Consider the following 19,436-nt stretch of genomic DNA (forward strand, 5'->3'; position numbering starts at 1 on the left):
CTCTAAGCCTCATATCAGCCGGAAGCTGATCACACATACCTTTTACCGGTGTCTTGATGAATTTTGCCATTTCTTATCCTCCTGATCTTATATCTTTATTAAATCCAACCTATTCTAGCATATACAACTATATTTTTCCACCCTTAAAAAGAACACCGGAACAAACTTATAGTTTGTTCCGGTGCTTTTCACATAATATATTGATATTTTTAATTGTCCTGTAATATCAGATTACTTGAGAAGATCATAGTTGAGCTTCTTGATAACAAGGAAGGCCTTGTTTCTGAGTTCCTCACCTGAGAATTCATCAAGCTGTACATTCATATCCCAGTTGTACTTCATGAGTGTATTCATAAGATCCTCAATGTAATCCTTTACATACTTGACGTTGCTCTCACTCTTATCCTTGAGCTGGACAACTATATTGTCTATAGCCTCGATGATTCCTGACTCCTGCTTCTCTAGTGCCTGTCCTGACTCATCGTTGAGCTCTATAACCTTACCTGTCTTGGTTATGATGACCTTCTTGTTAGGAGCTGCAGCAGCCTTGCTCTTCTTGTTGATCATATGGTTGATACACTTGATCAGACATGCTACAGAGTATGTCATCTCCTCGTTTGATGGCTTGTCTATTCCCTTGAGAGTGTGCTGATGGTACAGGTACTCTGACTTGCACAGCATCTCCTCAACAATAGCTACCTTACACAGTGATACCAGATCAGCCGGCATAGCCTGCTGCTTCTTACCGAAGAGACCACCGCCACCCTGCTCATTTTCCTCCTTATACTTCTCAGGAAGAGCTGTTCTGACATATGTCTCATGCAGGTACTTCTTGGCTGTGTTGATATCGTAGCTTGATGCAAGAACCATCTTCTTGGTACTGTTGAGTCCGTTAACGACCATATCCTCAGCAGCCATGAACAGAAGGATCTTCTGTCTATTGTCAAGCATTGAGTAAACCTCTTTGTTCTTGTTGTTCTTCTCAACAATTGACTTCTTTCTGACATCAAATACCTTTACCTTCTCCTTTACACTGAAGAATGCCTTCAGCATTGAAGGATTGGCGTTCAGGAAGTTGCAGCACCATGTGAGCTCTATGTACTGATCCTCGATCTTGTTCGATACCTCATACAAGCTGTATCCCTCAAACAGTACATTGAGTGCCTTGGAGAGGATCTCCAGACTCTCATACTTCTCCTCATATGACTTCTGTGTTATATCAGAGTTAACATATGCCTTGATTCCACACTCTATGAAGAGCTTGTTGTACTCATATGCTCCCTCAGGAATGTTCTGACGTCCGCTGAGCTGTGCTCCTGAACCAAGTGTCTGAAGTACCTTCTTGACCTCCGGCTCATTCTCGATGGCCTGATATACCTTCTTGGTAAATGCGCAGGTCTCATTAAGCAGTGAATCTATCCTCTTGTTGTATACCTCCTGCTTGGAGATCTCTGAAGCCACCTTGCTGCTGAGGATCTTTGCTGCCTCTGTGCTTGTGACATTCTTGATGAGCTCCTTGAAGTTGGAGTATACTGACAGGTTATCTATAGGTATGTACTCTGCGTTCAGTCCGTAGAACTGGAATGCCTTCTCATACTGCTTGTTCGCAATGTAGATAGAGAAGAGATTGATAGATAACTGTATCTTGTAATCGTTAGGTGCATGTGCATCCTCGATGACGTAATCATAAAGTACCTCGAGGTTGTTGATATATGAATCAGATCCTATGTCTTTGGCTGAGATATCCATCTCCATAACCACATTGATCAAATCCAGGTATCCGAGCAGAGCCTTGTCAAAGTTCTTTGGTCTGTCATCATCCTCAAGTATCTGGTATGAAATGTTTATGAGAAGTGGAGCGATCTTATCCCCGATCAGTCTCATGCACTCTGGGATCTTCTCAAGCTGTAAGAGATACAGCAGCCATACACTGTAACGATAAACACCTGTAGCTGATACAGGCGCATCTATATCGGTAGGGTCAATATCACCATATACAAATCTGAATAAAGGCTCTATCCACTCTTCGATCGCATAGTGTCCGGTCGCCTTTATATTGAAGTCTACAAACTCTGCAAGCTCATACAGCTTTGTACACTGAGCACGAACCTCGTCATCCACTGTCATGGTCGACAGATCAAAATTAGAATCCTTCAGGCTGTCTATAACCAATGTATAGAATCCGTCCTCAACCTGATCATTCAGATAACGAATAAGTGTTCCTTTATTACTGGATGCCGCTATTGATAATGCGTTATCCCCTGCCTGTCCTATATTTGCTGGTAACATAATATGTCTACCTCCTTTTGTTTTCGTATGTCTGGCTTACGAATATTCTTGTATTATTCCCCTCAAATCACTACTCCAAATATAACATATTTGGTAAAATCATTCAACAAAGTTTTTGGTTATTACTGATAACTGTCATTGTGCATAATTACCCAAAAATTATAGCACTAAAAAAATCGCATTTTTTGTGCATTTTTACTGTTATGCCAGATAATGCCATTTTTCAGCATCAGTCGAGTCCTGCCATGTGAAGTATCGCCATGGCATTTGTCGTGGTACACCTGCCATCCTTCTTCTTATAGTCGAATTTCAACTGGTCTCCCTCGTAATATTCCTCGAAATGATAGTTCGCAGCAGGTGTTCCGTCCTCCGCCTTGAGATCACACAGCTCAAAATCGTGTGTCGATACCAGTGTCATTGAACCCGCTCCCGCAAGCTTTCTGATGACCTGTGTTGCTCCCACTATTCTGTCAGCAGAATTTGTTCCCTTGAATATCTCATCTATAAGACAGAGCATAGGTCTGTTCTCTTTTCTGTACTCAACCATCGTCTTTATCCTGAGTATCTCTGCATAGAACGTTGATATTCCATTGCTGACATCATCGGTCACCCTCATGGATGTGAATATCTTCATCCTGTCAGCCTCCATATAGCCCGCACACACTGGAGCGCCCGCATATGCAAGCACCAGATTTATACCCAGTGTTCTGAGGAAAGTCGTCTTTCCGGACATATTACTTCCGGTTATTATCGTGGCACCGCCCTTGAAGTCCGCATCATTTGCCACGACTGTATCAGGGCTTATCAGAGGATGTCTCATATCCCTGGCGGTGACATGCACTCTGGCATTTGCGCCGACCTGTGGATAGCTCACTTCCCTCGTTCTTGAAAGGACAGCAAATGACATGAGTTCCTCCATATCAGAGACAGCCTTTATCCAGCCCTCAACGCTCTGTCCATTCTTCTGTTTCCATTTGTCCATCATCCTGCCTATGTGGAAGTCCCACATTATAAGTCCACACAGTATCTGATGAACTATAGGATTGTATCTGATATTGAACGCCGCACTTATCGTCCTCAGTTTTCTTATAGCCGCCAGGGCACCAGAGTCATTTGACAGATGCGACTTGATATCATTTAAAAGTTCACTGTCGAAATTCTCCCTGGAGATCAGCTCGAACATTCTTATATAGTCCTCTATCACATAGCCAAATGAGATCATCGGCATGACAGCCTGACCCGCAACTCCGCCAAAAAGCCAGGAGAACAAAAGCACAACAAAGAATGAGACAAGCGTCCAGCCTATGTTTATCTCACCCATTATTCCAAGTATAAATGCCACCAGTGTTATCGCCGGCAGTAAAAATCTCAATATGTTGAACACCGCAGGTATATGGTCATCGCCATTGCAGTATGCCACAAATTCATCCGCGGTATATTTCTTCTTTTTGCCCATTCCGGTCTTCACACCGAGGGTCTCAAAATCCATCGAGAACTCTCTCTTTGAAGTGAGCTCTTTTATCGCCTCCTGGCGCTTCTCTATGTCTGCTATATCGTACTTCGGATCGCGTATACTCTCGGCGAGAGCCCTTTTTCCCTCCTCGGTTCCCGCAACACAGATAAACTGATACAGAGAGCTCTGTCCAAGAAGGTCCATATCCCTTGCAACCAGATCGTCATCGCCGAGATACTGTGCACCGTTGTCCTCAAACTTCTTCCAGCCGTCGCCGAATCTCTCTATATACCTCCTGAGCACCTCCGACTTGGCTTTCTTATATTCCAGCTCCTCACTAAGCTTTCCGTGGATAAACACCATTGCGACAAATGCCACAGCGGCTATTATTCCCAGGATCAGCACTGTCACTCTGTTGTCATATATGCCTATTATCAGCCCTGCCAGAGCTGCAAGGAACATCACAAATCTAACCCCTGAATACGTTGCAGACTTCCCCTCAAGCGCCTTGATGTCCTTCTCCAAAATGTCCCTTTCGTCCTTGTATTCGTTCATGTTATCGTCCTTTCATAAAAAACAATATATTTACTTTTTGTCCGGCTTGTCCTTCTTCTTATATGACATCACACCATCCTCTGATACATCTATCATGTCCGGCTTGACAACGAGCACGATACCCATTACCCCAAATACCACACACAGCACGATGCATATTATTCCGATCACCTTATATGATGTAAATGCGAGCATTCCAACTCCCACTGCCAGTGTGAGTGCCGCACATAGAAAATAGTTTTTCTGAAGTGCCTTTATCGCCTGTTCTTCTTTGTTGTAATCCTGTCCACTATTATTCATGTTCCATTTTACCTCCACATATACATTCCATTATAGATGAATATATCATACACGGTATATCATTCGCAAATATTAATTCCTGTGAATCAATCCACCACACTTATTGCATTTGACACGAATACATATTAAAATAAATGGACAGGTTATATTCTATGGGAAGGAGATTTTTATCATGAACAAATTGGCAAAAATGGCGCTCACTCTTGCCGCTGCAGGAAGTGTCTGCTACTTATTCAAAGACAAGATCAAGACAACGAAAGCTTACCAGACAGTTGAGAACAATGATACTGTAAAGAAGGCAAAAGCCACAGCTACAGATACTTACCACAAAGTAAAGGACTCCGAGACAGTCAAAAAGATCAAGGACTCTGAAACATACCACAAGGTAAAGGACTCTGAGACAGTCCAAAAGGCAAAGGATACGATCAAGGATACCTACAATAAAGTAAAAGATTCCGAGACAGTCCAGAAAGCAAAGAATACAGTATCCGACACATATGACAAGCTCAAGGACAAGGTTAAGGAAAAAGCTGCTTCCACCGAAGATGGCGACCGTGAATATTTCACACTTCACGAAGACACCACCGGAGCAGAAGAAACCACATCCGAAGAAGCCGCAACCGAGGATGTTGTAACCCCGGAAGCCACAGCGGATATTCCGGATGAGACAACCGCAAAGGCCGTAACCGAGACCGTAGCTGAGGCTGAGGATGTTCTCGCCGAGGCAACTGGTGCCGTTGCAAATGCCGCTGCTGCTGAGACATCAGAGGTAATCGGCGATGAGTACATGGGACTTTCAGATGTATCTGAGGATCCATCAGTGCTCTCCGATCAGGACAAGCTTGACGTATAGTCTGCACAGTACAATAGGCAAAACAAAAACAGTATGTGCGATCCGTTTGATAACGAACCGCATATACTGTTTTATTTTTTCCCTGAATCTCTCAGATATGACAATGCTTCATCTATGGCAGCCTCCGTCTTGAAGTCCTGCTCATATGTCACGCCATCCACATCCACCATGAGTAGTTTGTATATCTTTTTGTCTGCCGGCCCTATATTCGCCGATGTTCTGAGCTTCTTGAACGTCTCTATGGTGCTGAGTTCCACCACATCCGTATGCCAGGTTCCGTGATATACCAGATATTTGTCTGTTATGGCTATACCATCCTGATCATAGTAGAGATTGTATCTGAGCTGTTCATCTATATCCCTGACAGTATTTCTGTCTGCCTTTCCGCCCGATACGACCTGCATTCCTGACACCTTCCATGGACAGCACACACTGTATATACATCTGACTATATTATATAACGCCCACAGAGCCGTCAGCACAAGAACCAGCAGCATCATATTATAATAGATCCTCGGAAAATCCACCTCACTTATTATGAGTGGATATACCTTGCTCTCAAGCTGCTGGGATGGTATCCCCATGTCCTGTGCAAGGCCATCAACTATCGATGTATACACATCATCCGCAGAGACTACTCTGCCTCTCAGCGTATAATTCAGCAGTACATCTTCGTTACTCCTGATGAGCAGGATGGCATATCTGCCATCCTGCTGACAGTAGTAGTACCTGCCCTGCCTCTCAGAATCCACATAATAATCGTATCCTATATAATCCGCCCGATCCACGGTTATCGTCACATCCCTGTCGTTCGGATTCGCCCTGGATTCCACATCAGCTATACTTCTGTATGTCCTGCTCCTTATCCTGTCCGGCAGACTGAAATGCCACGCCATGATGATCATGCATCCCACCATGATCAGTGATAGAATGATCCCGGGTATTCTGTTTTTTAGAATATAACTTTCAAACTTCCTGTTCTTCATAATATGTCTTTCCCGCGTACGGTCAGATTTTTAGAAATGGCTTCCGCCACCGCCATGACCACCGCCACCGCCTGATCCACCAGAATCTCCTGAGCTGCTCTGGATAGTCACGCTGGTTACTTCCTTACGTATAAATATATCTCTTCTGTCAAGCTCCTTGGCATTTCCATCGCTGTATGTAGAAGCTGTTGTGGTATCTTTTCCTGCTTTCTTCGACAGATTCACGATGCAGAATGCGATGGCTGCTCCCAGAGATACAAGGAAGCATATAAATGGTGACAGGAACTTTAATCCTCCTGTGCTGCTCTTCATAGCCGTCTCTGTTCTTGACATCATTCTCTCAAATGCTCCAAGAGTATCCGATCTGAGTATCTTTCCACCGTATTCCGTTATGGATGTCGCCTTGGAATCACTTATTCTCTTCTTCGCCTTGCCGGCTGTGCACAGATAAACATATCCGTCGTTCTCCTGCCAGTTGGCAACTATAACTACGCTTGTGCTGGCATCCCTGCCGTCAAGATATGTTCCTGCAGGCCACTCTTCCCAGCCGAATCTGTAATAATCACAGATCTTCTCTGCTATATCCTTTGTGTTAGACTCTATGTCATATGAAACTGCATCGGCATCATATTCTGACAGATCTGTGTACTGATCCATGGTAACGACAACAAAGTCCATACCCACTTTATCTTCCAATTCTGCTATCTCCCCGCGGAGAGTCTCCTCCTCTGAATCAGACAGCTTATCTGCATAGTCAAACACTCTCTCATTTGTCTTACATTCTGTATTATTTCTGGCGTCATGCTTGAGATTGGCATTTGATTTCACAAAGTATCCTATAAAGAACACTATTCCAAGTCCAAGTACCACGAGCATTGCCACGATAAATTTCTTTACTGCATTCATTTACAACACCCCCAATAACATAGACAAGCCATCAAGCAATACAAATGCTGCGCCAAACAAAAGTGCGGTAAGTCCAACTGCCTTACTCATGCTCTTCGGCTCTGTTCCAACACATTTTCCAGTCTGTCCGTTGACATAGAACTTATAGTTTTTGCCCTGGAAACGGTACTCATATACCCACACCGGCATGAGTCCGAACTTTGTTCCCGTGAGTCTGTTGTTGTTTCTGAATCTCTCATTTGTAAGTGATGAATATCCGGTTGTGGTGCTTCTCACCCAATCTCTGTTTGCCTTCTCCGCCTTTGCCTGAGCCCTCGGCTCCACCTCATTCGGCGGCATATTGTAAGTCTCCGCATCGAATCCCGAGAGGTACTTGTTGTCATGCTGCATGAGCTCTTTGTAGTTGTACGGCTCCATGAGATCCATGATTCCATCCTCCATGGCTATGGATGCATCAACCGGTATGCCCTCATAATTCACATGCAGGCTTCTTCCGACATCAAAATATGAAGTCTCTGTATATCTCTTGTCTCCAGACGTCCATGATCTGACCTTTGTTCCTATGGCCTCATAAGCCACATCCGAATCATAATCGTACATCCAGAATGGGACATACACTCCCTTAAGCGCCTCAAGCGTCTTCTGTGAAAGGAATGTTCCCGGTATAAATAGCTTTTTACCAAATTCATTCCTCAGCTTCTCCTCAGCCTCATGCTTTGATATCTTAAAAGGAAGTATCACATCAGCCCCATACGGATAATTTACTTTGTCATCCCTGAGCAGATATGTTCCACATGAAGGGCATCTTCCCGCAGACTGATACTCCGTGTAAGGTATCTGTGAACCACAGTTTATACATATTACAGGCTCCTGTGATGGAACCAGTTCCTGACAGTCGCTTCCCCCGCAACTAAGGCAGACCATCTTTTTCTTCGCAGGGTCGTACACTACGTTACCCCCACAATTCACACAACGATATAGCAAGTTATCTTCCCCCTGTCCTTTTTTATCGTTTTCCTTCCAAACTTCCTACGCTGATTCTCAGCGTACCTGCGCTTATTATAGCATAGTAAATCTGTTTTTAGAACATCGAATTGGATGCCTTAAGGCGGCTTTATAACACATTTTAGATATCTTAAATGAAACAAAATATTTTTTGAACAAATGTGTAACACATCATGTTCATGCGAATATGTTAAACCATGAACAAAATAATGGAGGCTTACCATGAGTGATTTATCAGCAACACAGTGTGCCTGTGGCGGTTGTGGCTGTGGCGGCAGAAATGGACTTTCTTGCGGAGGTTCATGTGGATGCAACAGTTGCACTCTGATCATCATCCTTCTCCTCTGCTGCGGTGGCTGCGGCGGCGATGGTTTCGGTTTAAACAGCGGTTGTGGCAATGACAATAGCTGCATCTGGATCATCCTTCTCTTATTCTGCTGCGGTGGCTGTGGCAATAACAACGGATGTGGCTGCGGTGGCTGCGGCGGCAATGATTGCGGCTGCTGCTAACAGCGGATTCACCATTATCCATAAACGGGATATCGGGCAGAAAGGTTGTCCGGTATCCACAGAAAGTGGCCAGCAGAAGCAATTCTGCTGGTATTTTTTTTACTAAAAATCAATAGAATATAGTATAGCTGTCTTACCAAGTGATCACTGCATGAAACGGAGCTTCATATGTTTAATGGCAACTTCCATCATCCACTGGACAACTTAATAAAAGATGACCGCCTGTTCATGATGGAGGCCATTCTCCCATTTGTGGACGACCGTATGAAAGCTCCTCTGGCAATGTACATAAAGATCATGGAACTTCAGACCATATTGAATGCTCTGCGCGATACAAATTATGTAAACTCCTGTGGACTCCACAAAGATATAAACAATCAGGATGATATACTGTCATCCCTTGCCGGGTGTGGATTTCCCGATATCAGGAACCAGTTTGCCAGCATGAAAAAAGCCATGGATATGATGAAGACCATGGAAGCCATGAACACACAACAATCCACGGATTCTCTGTACCGGCACTATCAAAGCAGAACTGCCTCTGAAACCGAGGGCGAAGAAAACTACGACAACACTGAATCCCAGTCATCCCAGGATATATACAGCTCCGTCAAAGACCTGTTTGAAAAATATGATATGGAGGGATATTAAACATGAATCTTCAAAATGACCCAAGACTAAAAAACATGCATCCGCTAAAAAGGGAAATTCTTCTCAGATTATCCAACTCCCAGTCCACCATGACTCCGGAGCAGATGCTCCCCCAGCTAATGGAGATCAACAAAGAACTGCAAAAAAGGGATCTCTCCTTCAGCAGATCCGAGTCCGAGATCGTTCTGGATGTTCTGAGCGAAGGCATGTCTCCACAGGAAAAACAAAAGATAAATATGATAAAGTCCATGCTGTAAAAAATGCATCTCACTGAATGTAACACAATTTCATTTTTGTAGCTATCAGCTATAGTTTCACATTTTTGTACCTGATAGTTTCTGGCTGACGATACCGTTATTGGCAGATACTATTTGCATAAAATGTAGCTGATAGATATTGTTTCAGCAAGATGGAGGTTATTGTGATAGATATCTTTGACTTGGGATTGCGGATAAGAAATGTGAGAAAGGCTCATAATCTTACTCAGGAACAGCTTGCCGAGAAAATAAAAGTGTCTCCTCATTATGTGTATGAACTGGAACATGGATACAAAAGTATGAGTATATATACTCTCGCCAATATCGCAACTGTTCTTGATGCGCCACTGGATTTTCTGGTGTTCGGAAAGGAACCGGCCACCACCCCCGAGAACAAGGATTATATCACTCATGACGATCTTGACAGACTGGTGGAATCGATACCACTGTACAAACGTGACAGTGCATACAGCGCACTCAAGAATCTGCTGCCTTATCTGAAATAAATGATAATCCGATATATATTTAACATCAAGAAAGCCACATGGATTTTTCTCCATGTGGCTTTCTCATGTTTATAGTTTTTTATTTCATAACAATATTCACAATACGTCCAGGAACATAGATCTCCTTGATAACGTTACCTGTGAGCTTGTCGGCGATCACTTCCTTAGCCTTTGCGATAACCTCATCCTTTGGATCCTCCTTGCCGATCGCAAGTGTTGCCTTAGTCTTACCGTTGATCTGTACAGCGATCTCTACTGTTGACTCTACTGTCTTTGCCTCATCGAACTCTGGCCATGTCTGCTGATATACATATCCGCCATAGTTCTTTACTGACCACAGCTCCTCTGTGATATGAGGTGCAACAGGGTTTAACAGGATGAGCAGTGTCTTGAACTCATCTGCTGTAACGCTTCCCTTCTTGTAGAAGTCGTTGAGAAGTGCCATCATGGCTGCGATAGCTGTGTTGTACTTCAGGTTCTCGAAGTCATTTGAAACCTTCTTGATAACCTGGTGCATCTTGGTCTCCATATCCTTGGAGTAGCCCTTCTCGTCTGTCACACTGTCCTGAAGCTTCCATACTCTGTCGAGGAATCTTCTACATCCCTTGACACCATCCTCTGACCATGAAGCTGCAAGGTCAAATGCTCCGATGAACATCTCGTAGGTACGAAGTGTATCTGCGCCATATACATCTACGATGTCGTCAGGATTTACAACGTTGCCTCTTGACTTACTCATCTTCTCACCGTTCTCACCGAGGATCATACCATGTGATGTTCTCTTCTGGTATGGCTCTGATGTAGGAACTACGCCCTGATCGTACAGGAACTTGTGCCAGAATCTTGAATACAGAAGGTGGAGTGTTGTATGCTCCATTCCTCCGTTGTACCAGTCAACAGGAAGCCAGTACTTGAGTGCCTCCTTGCTTGCAAGAGCCTCTGTGTTGTGAGGATCTGTATATCTCAGGAAATACCATGATGATCCAGCCCACTGTGGCATGGTATCTGTCTCTCTCTTTGCAGGACCGCCGCAGCATGGACATGTGGTGTTTACCCAGTCTGTCATAGCTGCAAGTGGTGACTCGCCGTTGTCTGTCGGCATGTAGCTGTCTACCTCTGGAAGAAGCAACGGAAGCTGGCTCTCGTCGATAGGTACATAACCACACTTATCGCAGTGAACGATAGGAATTGGCTCGCCCCAGTATCTCTGACGTGAGAATACCCAGTCACGGAGCTTGTAGTTTGTCTTTGCCTGACCGATACCCTTCTCCTCCAGGAACTTTATCATCTTCTCCTTTGCATCCTTTACCTCAAGGCCGTTGAGGAAATCTGAGTTGATGAGCACTCCTGTTGCCACGTCTGTAAATGCAGCCTCATTTATATCTACTTCCTCGCCATCCTTTGCAACAACCTGGATGAGTGGAAGTCCGAACTTCTTTGCAAATTCCCAGTCTCTGTCATCATGTGCAGGAACCGCCATGATAGCACCTGTTCCGTAGCTCATGAGTACATAGTCTGATACGTATATAGGGATCTCCTTGCCATTTACAGGGTTGATGGCTGTGAGTCCGTCTATGCATACACCAGTCTTATCCTTTGCAAGCTCTGAACGCTCAAAGTCGCTCTTCTTCGCTGCCTGCTCACGGTATGCCTCGATGTCTGACCAGTTGCCGATCTCGTCCTTGTACTTGTCAAGGATTGGATGCTCTGGTGAAACAACCATGTATGTTACTCCGAATAATGTATCGCATCTTGTTGTATATATGCGGAGCTTGTCCTCTTTGCCCTTTACTGAGAAATCTACCTCAGCTCCTGTTGAACGTCCGATCCAGTTCTTCTGTGAAACCTTTACACGCTCGATGTAATCCACGCCGTCAAGTCCTTCAATGAGCTTGTCTGCGTAATCTGTGATCTTGAGCATCCACTCAGACTTAACCTTGCGGACAACCTCGCTGCCACAACGCTCACATACGCCATTGACAACCTCCTCATTTGCAAGACCAACCTTACATGATGTACACCAGTTGATAGGCATCTCCTTCTTGTATGCGAGACCAGCCTTGAAGAGTTTGAGGAATATCCACTGTGTCCACTTGTAATATTCAGGATCAGTTGTGTTGATCTCTCTGTCCCAGTCGAATGAGTATCCAAGTGAGTGGAGCTGCTTTTTGAATCTTGCAACATTTGTCTTGGTTACTTCCTTTGGATGGATCTTGTTCTTGATCGCATAGTTCTCTGTAGGGAGACCAAATGCATCCCAGCCCATTGGATACAGAACGTTGTAGCCCTGCATTCTTCTCTTTCTTGCTACTATATCAAGCGCTGTGTATGGTCTTGGATGACCTACGTGAAGTCCCTGTCCTGATGGGTATGGGAATTCAACTAACGCATAATACTTTGGTTTTGAATAATCATCTGTAGCAGCAAATGCCTTGTTGTCATCCCAGACCTTCTGCCACTTTCCTTCAACGACTTTGTGGTTGTATGTCTCAGCCATTTTTGAAAATGCCTCCTTGAAATTTATCTTTTCAGGCTTTATAACGCTTTTTCGCCCGATTCCTCTCTAATCTTAACTATATTAGCATATATGCTGTGTTTTTCAAACTGTTTTTTGGTATAAGCAACCCGGCTTATTCAAACACTTTCTTGATACTGTCATAATGAAGGAAGATTCCCTGCTCTGCATATTCTTTTATCTCATCCAGCGTTGCCAGTTTAAAACCATCGGTCTCCGCCTCCTGAGGCCTGATATCTATTTCCGAAAAATCTCCAGTAAACTTATAGACATCCACAAAGTAGTTGTCCTTCTCATCCGGGTTATCTCTCCTATATGTAAACTGCAAGCCTCCATCGAAATCACTTACGTCTATGCCTGTCTCTTCTATCACCTCTCGTCTGACAGCCTCTATGGATGACTCTCCTGCCTGCACTCCGCCGCCGGATACCTCCCACCAGCCTGCTGCCCACGCCTTTGTCATGACACGCTTGGTTATTAGATACTTTCCCTCTCTGTTCTGGAGCACACCGAGCACTGTGAGGTGATAATCCCCCGGCTGCATATTCCAGTCATTTCTCTTCATAGTGCGTCCTGTAGGCTGCTTGTTCACATCGTAAATATCCCAGTATTCCATCTCTACTTGTCCTCTTTCTGATTTTTATATTTGTTCTGCCCAGTAACATAATAAATGCTATTTTAAGTTTCTTCAACAATCATTCGAATTTTATGCATAATTATTTATTGCAGTTTACTATAAAACTTAAGCTGTGGTACAATTCAAACTGTTATCAAGAGATTTGACCAGCGCAGGCTGAAGGAGGAAGCATGAACGCTTATGAGGTATTTGCCAGTGTCTATGATGAACTGATGGACAACATTCCATATGATGACTGGTGCACATATATAATAGAAGTTTTGAGAAAATACGGAGTGGACGAAGGGCTCATATGTGAGCTTGGATGTGGCACCGGAGAGATAACGGAAAGGCTGGCGGATGCCGGATACGACATGATCGGTATCGACAATTCATATGAGATGCTTGAGGTGGCAAATGAAAAAAAACTTGATACAGGTCACGAATCCATCTTGTATCTCATGCAGGACATGAGGGAATTTGAGCTCTTCGGCACGGTGAATGCCATCGTATGTGTGTGTGACAGCATCAACTATCTCACTGAGCTTTCAGATATCACACATGTATTCAGGCTGGCAAATAACTATCTCGAATCAAAGGGCATATTTATCTGCGACTTCAAGACCCGCCATTATTTCAAGGATGTGGTTGCCGACAGCACCATAGCCGAGGACAGGGACGACGTGAGCTTTATCTGGGATAACTACTACGATACGGAAACCGATATAAATGAGCTGGCTCTCAGCCTGTTTCTCCCAGAATACCCAGAATCAGGCATTGAACCGGATGATGAGTGTCCTCTATACAGGAAGTATCAGGAATTCCATTATCAGCGAGGCCTGACCCTTGATGACATGAGGACATGCGTTGCTGACTCAGGCATGGAGCTCGTTGCCATGTACGATGCATTTACATGGCTGCCAGCCACAGATTCCAGTGAAAGGGTATACGTGGTTGCAAGGGAGACACACCAGGATAACAAACACTATGAATAGGCTTGTCTTATCATCATTCATAATATAAAATGGTGAAGATTGTCCAATATATCATTAATTATAATGCGATTATATATAGAGATAACCGGACAGATTTCAAAATGTAACAAAACTAATCAACATAGAATAGCGAGGTATACAACATGAGCGATCATATAATAAGAGGTATGGCGGCGAACAATCAGGTAAGATTCTTCGCCGGAACAACAAGAGATATCGTGGAGACTGCAAGATCTATCCACAACACAAGCCCTGTGGCTACAGCCGCACTTGGAAGACTGCTCACAGCAGGAGCACTTATGGGAGCACAGTGCAAGAACGAGTCCGACGTACTCACACTTCAGATCCAGTGCAACGGACCGATCGGAGGACTTACCGTAACTGCAGACGCACATTCAAGAGTCAAGGGATATGTCAACAATCCAAACGTTATCCTTCACGCAAATGACAAGGGTAAGCTGGATGTTGCCAAGGCACTTGATCTCGGCGTGCTTTCAGTTATCAAGGATATCGGTCTCAAGGAGCCTTATGTCGGTCAGACACAGCTCGTGTCCGGTGAGATTGCCGAAGATCTTACTTATTACTTTGCGACATCTGAGCAGATTCCTACATCTGTTGCCCTTGGTGTTCTCATGGAGAAGGACAACACCGTCAAACAGGCAGGCGGCTTCATCATACAGCTTATGCCATTTGCATCGGATGAGCTCATAGACGTTCTTGAGAAGAGACTTAACGAGTTTTCTTCTATCACCAGTCTCCTCGATGCGGGCAAGACTCCTCTTGACATCATCAAGGATGTATTTGAAGGATATGACGTTGTAGTGACCGATGAGTTGCCTACCGAGTGGCACTGCAACTGCAGCAAGGAGAGATACTACAATGCGGTACTCAGCCTTGGCAAAAAAGAGATCGCAAGCCTTCTCGAGGAGGGCGAGCCTATAGAGGTCAACTGCCAGTTCTGCAACTCTCATTACAAGTTCTCACCTGACGAACTCAAAGAGATGCTGCTCAAAGCGGCTGCAAAATAATCATTTTTCCGCCATTTGCCCTCATTTTTACAACATTTTTGTACATTATAATTATTGCATTGGTTTTTTCACTATGCTAGAATGTTAACCGTTGTAAAGTAGACTAAATTTGAAAGAAAGAGTGAAAATTATGAAGATAACAAGAGATGATATCAGAAATGTGGCTATCATCGCCCACGTTGACCACGGTAAAACAACACTTGTAGACGAGCTCTTAAAGCAGAGCGGTGTGTTCCGTGACAATCAGGAGGTCGCTGAGCGTGTCATGGATTCCAACGATATCGAGCGTGAAAGAGGAATCACTATCCTCTCCAAGAATACTGCCGTAACATATGGAAGCACCAAGATCAACATCATTGATACTCCGGGTCATGCAGACTTCGGCGGTGAGGTTGAGCGAGTTCTTAAGATGGTAAACGGAGTAATCCTCGTTGTTGATGCATTTGAGGGTCCTATGCCACAGACCAAGTTCGTTCTGAAGAAGGCTCTTGAGCTTAATCTTGCAGTTATCGTATGTGTAAATAAATGTGATCGTCCTGAGGCACGTCCTGACGAGGTAGTTGACGAAGTTCTTGAGCTCCTCATCGAGCTCGATGCAAATGAGGATCAGCTTGACTGCCCATTTGTATTTGCTTCTGCCAAGTCCGGTTATGCAACACTTGACTCATCCAAGCCAGGCACAGACATGAAGCCTCTGTTCGACACTATAATTGATTACATTCCTGCTCCTACAGGCGATCCTGAGGCAGGTGTACAGATGCTTGTCAGCACAATCGACTACAACGAGTACGTTGGACGTATCGGTGTCGGCAAGGTCGACAATGGTGTCCTCAAAGTAAATGAGGATCTTGTCATAGTAAATGAGCATGACCCGGACAAGCTCGAGAGGGTTCGTATCGGAAAGCTTTTCGAGTATGAGGGTCTTAACAAGATAGAGGTTAAGGAAGCACAGATAGGTTCTATCGTTGCTGTTTCAGGCATCGCAGATGTACAGATAGGTGATACTCTCTGCTCCCCTGAGAATCCTGACCCAATTCCTTTCCAGAAGATTTCTGAGCCAACCATCGCCATGACATTCATGGTAAATGACTCTCCTCTCGCAGGCAAGGAAGGTAAGTTCGTAACATCAAGACATCTCCGTGAGAGACTTTTCAGAGAGCTGAACACAGATGTCAGCCTCCGAGTTGAGGAGACTGACACAACTGAGGCTTTCAAGGTTTCAGGCCGTGGTGAGCTTCACCTGTCAGTCCTCATCGAGAACATGAGACGTGAAGGTTATGAATTTGCAGTAAGTAAGGCTGAGGTTATCTACAAGGAAGATGAGCTCGGACATAAGCTTGAGCCATTTGAGATCGCTTATATAGATGTTCCTGACGAATTTGCAGGTACTATCATCAACATGCTGAACCAGAGAAAGGGGGAGCTTCAGGGAATGGCTCCTACAGGAAATGGAACCACAAGACTTGAGTTCTCTGTTCCATCCCGTGGACTTATCGGATTCCGTGGTGACTTCATGACAGCTACCAAGGGTACAGGTATCATCAACACAACATTTGACGAGTATCTTCCATACAAGGGTGACATGAGCTACCGTTCAAAGGGATCACTCATCGCATTCGAGTCAGGTACTTCGATCACATATGGTCTTTTCAACGCACAGGAGCGTGGAACACTGTTCATCGGACCTGGTGAGCAGGTTTACGCCGGTATGGTTGTAGGTGAGAATCCTCGTGCTGAGGACATGGAGGTCAATGTCTGCAAGAAGAAGCAGCTTACCAACACACGTTCTTCAGGATCAGATGATGCTCTCAAGCTTTCACCTCCAAAGGTGATGAGTCTTGAGCAGGCTCTTGACTTCATCGACACTGATGAGCTTCTGGAGATCACACCAAAGTCATTCAGAATCCGTAAGAAGATTCTTGACCATACTCTCCGTTACAGAGCCAACAGGAAATAAGGACGGACGAAAAGTCCTTTTAGATAGTGAAGCCCGTACACTGTAAGGATGTGGATCCATCACGGGATATACAACAAAAGCAGAGACAGTTCACACATTCTTTGTGTTTTGTGTGAGTTGTCTCTGCTTTTTTTGTGCGTAAAACTGTATCTTTTTTGCTTATTTTCCTCTGAATGATTCAACTTTTCTGTTTTTTGTATCTTTCTGGCTTTTTCTTTATGTTTGCGATAATTTTGTGACCTTTTACCTCCTTGTCACGGCGTCTATTGGTCTTAGTTTTGAGGCCCATATTGCTGGGAAATAGCCTGCTGCCACTCCGAGGATCACGGAGCCGAGGACTCCGGCCAGTGCAAGCCACCATGGGATCATGGCTATCTGGGTTTCTTTTGCAAGGTTGAACATGGAGACGGCGGCTTTATTCACCACTATTCTCACTCCGTAGGAGTGATAATACTCCGAGGACGCCTCCGACAAGTCCTATCACTGCGGCCTCCATGAGGAACAGAAGTCTGAGCTCGTCTATGTCGCAGCCGAGGACCTTCAATATACCGATCTCGTTTACCCGGTCGAATACAGAGGTCGTCATGGTGTTGCTTATTCCTATGACAGCCACAATAAGTGCTATCATTCCGATTCCGCCGAGAAGAAGCTGTATCATCTTGAGGTACTTCTGTATCGTGTCCAGATATTCCTTGAAATTCTCTGTCTGATACCCCATGTCCTGAAGCTTTTTTACCATCGCATCGACGTTATTTATATCATCTACGATCACCACCGCTGATGTGTAGACAAATTCACGGTAGCTGTTGCCATTGCCATCCACCGGCTGACCGTAAAGCTTGCCATCGGCGCTGACCTTTCTGAGCAGGCTTTTCAGTGAATCCATATCACAGTATATCGTCTGAGACTTCTCGCTGTAGCTGTCAGAGATGTCCAGCGATTCGTCAGACTCTTCATCCTGAACTTCACTGTCATAAGAAGTGTCAGCAGAAGCATTGTCAGAGCTGTTATCCGTATCTCCATCAGATAAAACCCCGGCGAGTTTCAGTTTGAATATCCTGTCACTTTCACCGCTCCATCCAACGGTCGTGTCAAATCTCTTTCCGACAAGGGATGCAATACTCTTCTTCTCTCTCTTCTCGTAACTGTCAAATGTCTTTTGATTGAAGAACATTTTGCCCACACTGCCGCCCGAGATCAGTTCAGGTGTCCCATGTGAAGAATTGCTGTTTTCCCCATAGGCCAGACTCCAGCCATCAAGCTCATTTCCCGGCACACCCACAAGATTGCCAAAGTATTCATACTCCTCATACTTCATACTCACAGGCACCTCATACAGAGGATAACAACCATCCACATTTGCAAGATCTGTCAATGTAGATATCGTTCTGTCCGTTATCATTCGATCCTTATGCTTACTTCCGGTCTCACTGTATATCGTTATCTGGTTGACACTTCCACTTGCAACCGCAGAATCTATCATCTCGTTCTTGACTCCGATTCCCACAGCCAGAAGTGCTACAACCGATATAACACCTATCATCACGCCGAGAACGGTGAGAAATGTTCTGATCTTTCTTCTCTTCATATTCATAAGACACAAATGCCATATCCACCCCATACAATCTATCTCCTTATAAACTCTCTCTCCGTGACCGGAATCTAAAGTTCATCAAGAATCTCCTTTTTTCTCCTGTGCTTTCTTATCGCACATATACAGAACAGAGCTATCACTATAACCACAGCAATTACACCATATAACACCTTCTTATCACTGCTTTTTGTGCTGTCCTTTATCTTCTCTACATTGGCATACACCGAAGATTCCACAGTCGCCTTGAAATTCCCCTCAATCGTCGTCTCATTCCCCTCTTTGTCCTCATATGTAACTATCACCTTTGACATATCACCGCTCGCAGCAGTCGTCGCCACGGCATTCGTGAGGATATCTATGCTTCCGCTCTTTCCAGACTCTATATTGCCTATATACGTCTCAATCTCCTCCATACTTCCCAACAAGCAATTTTCAACCGACGCACCGCAGGACGGGAGGG

Annotated in this window: 19 protein-coding genes; 8 read left to right on the top strand and 11 right to left on the bottom strand. The window is 44.6% G+C overall.

Annotated elements, in window-relative coordinates:
- Positions 1–231: 231 nt before the first annotated feature.
- From AB5150_RS11050 to AB5150_RS11060, 3 genes are all read right to left on the bottom strand, one after another.
- Entirely contained in the window at positions 232–2,289 is a 2,058-nt protein-coding gene (locus AB5150_RS11050; RefSeq protein WP_015533918.1) for a hypothetical protein, read from the bottom strand.
- Positions 2,290–2,518: 229 nt separating this feature from the next.
- Positions 2,519–4,297: a DNA mismatch repair protein MutS gene (locus tag AB5150_RS11055; RefSeq protein WP_055146945.1), complete on the bottom strand. Its 1,779-nt coding sequence runs from the start codon at positions 4,295–4,297 to the stop codon at positions 2,519–2,521.
- A gap of 30 nt (positions 4,298–4,327) precedes the next feature.
- Entirely contained in the window at positions 4,328–4,597 is a 270-nt protein-coding gene (locus tag AB5150_RS11060) for a hypothetical protein (RefSeq protein ID WP_015533920.1), read from the bottom strand.
- A gap of 172 nt (positions 4,598–4,769) precedes the next feature.
- Between AB5150_RS11060 and AB5150_RS11065 the strand changes: the two genes are divergently transcribed.
- A complete protein-coding gene (locus AB5150_RS11065) occupies positions 4,770–5,450 on the top strand; it encodes a YtxH domain-containing protein (RefSeq protein ID WP_022215906.1) in 681 nt (226 codons plus the stop codon).
- Between the two features lie 71 nt (positions 5,451–5,521).
- Here the strand turns inward: AB5150_RS11065 and AB5150_RS11070 are convergent, their stop codons facing one another.
- From AB5150_RS11070 to AB5150_RS11080, 3 genes are read right to left on the bottom strand one after another with little or no spacing between them, the layout of a single operon-like run.
- Entirely contained in the window at positions 5,522–6,436 is a 915-nt protein-coding gene (locus AB5150_RS11070; RefSeq protein WP_022215905.1) for a hypothetical protein, read from the bottom strand.
- 30 nt (positions 6,437–6,466) lie between these two features.
- The gene (locus AB5150_RS11075; protein WP_015533922.1) at positions 6,467–7,342 is read right to left on the bottom strand and encodes a TPM domain-containing protein; all 876 of its coding nucleotides are present in this window, start codon (positions 7,340–7,342) and stop codon (positions 6,467–6,469) included.
- Complete coding sequence (locus AB5150_RS11080) at positions 7,343–8,290, bottom strand: hypothetical protein (RefSeq protein ID WP_238051370.1); 948 nt, start codon at positions 8,288–8,290, stop codon at positions 7,343–7,345.
- Positions 8,291–8,569: 279 nt separating this feature from the next.
- Here AB5150_RS11080 and AB5150_RS11085 point away from each other — a divergent pair, with 279 nt between their 5' ends.
- The 4 genes from AB5150_RS11085 to AB5150_RS11100 all read left to right on the top strand — a co-directional run bounded on the left by AB5150_RS11085 (position 8,570) and on the right by AB5150_RS11100 (position 10,271).
- Positions 8,570–8,857: a hypothetical protein gene (locus AB5150_RS11085; protein ID WP_055273319.1), complete on the top strand. Its 288-nt coding sequence runs from the start codon at positions 8,570–8,572 to the stop codon at positions 8,855–8,857.
- 168 nt (positions 8,858–9,025) lie between these two features.
- Complete coding sequence (locus AB5150_RS11090; protein WP_055146954.1) at positions 9,026–9,508, top strand: hypothetical protein; 483 nt, start codon at positions 9,026–9,028, stop codon at positions 9,506–9,508.
- Between the two features lie 2 nt (positions 9,509–9,510).
- On the top strand, positions 9,511–9,765 hold the full coding sequence (locus AB5150_RS11095; RefSeq protein ID WP_015533925.1) for a hypothetical protein: 255 nt from the start codon (positions 9,511–9,513) through the stop codon (positions 9,763–9,765).
- 164 nt (positions 9,766–9,929) lie between these two features.
- Positions 9,930–10,271 (top strand): helix-turn-helix domain-containing protein, encoded by a 342-nt coding sequence (locus AB5150_RS11100; RefSeq protein ID WP_055146956.1) that lies wholly within the window; start codon positions 9,930–9,932, stop codon positions 10,269–10,271.
- Between the two features lie 79 nt (positions 10,272–10,350).
- Here the strand turns inward: AB5150_RS11100 and leuS are convergent, their stop codons facing one another.
- Together leuS and AB5150_RS11110 are read right to left on the bottom strand one after the other, a co-directional pair.
- Positions 10,351–12,768, bottom strand: a complete 2,418-nt coding sequence (gene leuS, locus AB5150_RS11105) for a leucine--tRNA ligase (RefSeq protein ID WP_055273314.1) — start codon at positions 12,766–12,768, stop codon at positions 10,351–10,353.
- 133 nt (positions 12,769–12,901) lie between these two features.
- Positions 12,902–13,402, bottom strand: coding sequence for an NUDIX domain-containing protein (locus tag AB5150_RS11110; RefSeq protein ID WP_055273312.1), 501 nt, complete (start codon positions 13,400–13,402; stop codon positions 12,902–12,904).
- A 191-nt stretch (positions 13,403–13,593) separates the two neighbouring features.
- Here AB5150_RS11110 and AB5150_RS11115 point away from each other — a divergent pair, with 191 nt between their 5' ends.
- The 3 genes from AB5150_RS11115 (at position 13,594) to typA (ending at position 17,382) form a co-directional block, all read left to right on the top strand.
- Positions 13,594–14,397 carry a class I SAM-dependent methyltransferase gene (locus AB5150_RS11115; RefSeq protein WP_055273310.1) on the top strand — a complete coding sequence of 268 codons (804 nt, stop codon included), beginning with the start codon at positions 13,594–13,596 and terminating at the stop codon, positions 14,395–14,397.
- Between the two features lie 143 nt (positions 14,398–14,540).
- On the top strand, positions 14,541–15,425 hold the full coding sequence (gene hslO / locus AB5150_RS11120) for an Hsp33 family molecular chaperone HslO (protein ID WP_015533929.1): 885 nt from the start codon (positions 14,541–14,543) through the stop codon (positions 15,423–15,425).
- A gap of 130 nt (positions 15,426–15,555) precedes the next feature.
- Complete coding sequence (typA, locus tag AB5150_RS11125; RefSeq protein ID WP_055146965.1) at positions 15,556–17,382, top strand: translational GTPase TypA; 1,827 nt, start codon at positions 15,556–15,558, stop codon at positions 17,380–17,382.
- Positions 17,383–17,625: 243 nt separating this feature from the next.
- On the opposite strand, the gene AB5150_RS11130 is transcribed toward typA, so the two are convergent.
- Genes AB5150_RS11130 through AB5150_RS11140 form a run of 3 tightly spaced genes read right to left on the bottom strand, consistent with a single transcriptional unit; the run spans position 17,626 to position 19,389 of the window.
- Positions 17,626–17,808 carry a hypothetical protein gene (locus AB5150_RS11130; RefSeq protein WP_368291874.1) on the bottom strand — a complete coding sequence of 61 codons (183 nt, stop codon included), beginning with the start codon at positions 17,806–17,808 and terminating at the stop codon, positions 17,626–17,628.
- Positions 17,798–19,003: an ABC transporter permease gene (locus tag AB5150_RS11135; protein ID WP_368291875.1), complete on the bottom strand. Its 1,206-nt coding sequence runs from the start codon at positions 19,001–19,003 to the stop codon at positions 17,798–17,800. The genes AB5150_RS11130 and AB5150_RS11135 overlap by 11 nt, the downstream gene beginning before the upstream one ends.
- A 41-nt stretch (positions 19,004–19,044) precedes the next feature.
- Positions 19,045–19,389 (bottom strand): hypothetical protein, encoded by a 345-nt coding sequence (locus tag AB5150_RS11140; RefSeq protein ID WP_055273308.1) that lies wholly within the window; start codon positions 19,387–19,389, stop codon positions 19,045–19,047.
- Positions 19,390–19,436: the final 47 nt, after the last annotated feature.

Origin of the sequence: Coprococcus sp. RTP21281st1_F1_RTP21281_210402, from assembly GCF_040915325.1 — a bacterium.
In the GTDB taxonomy this organism is placed as follows: Bacteria; Bacillota; Clostridia; order Lachnospirales; family Lachnospiraceae; genus Coprococcus; species Coprococcus aceti.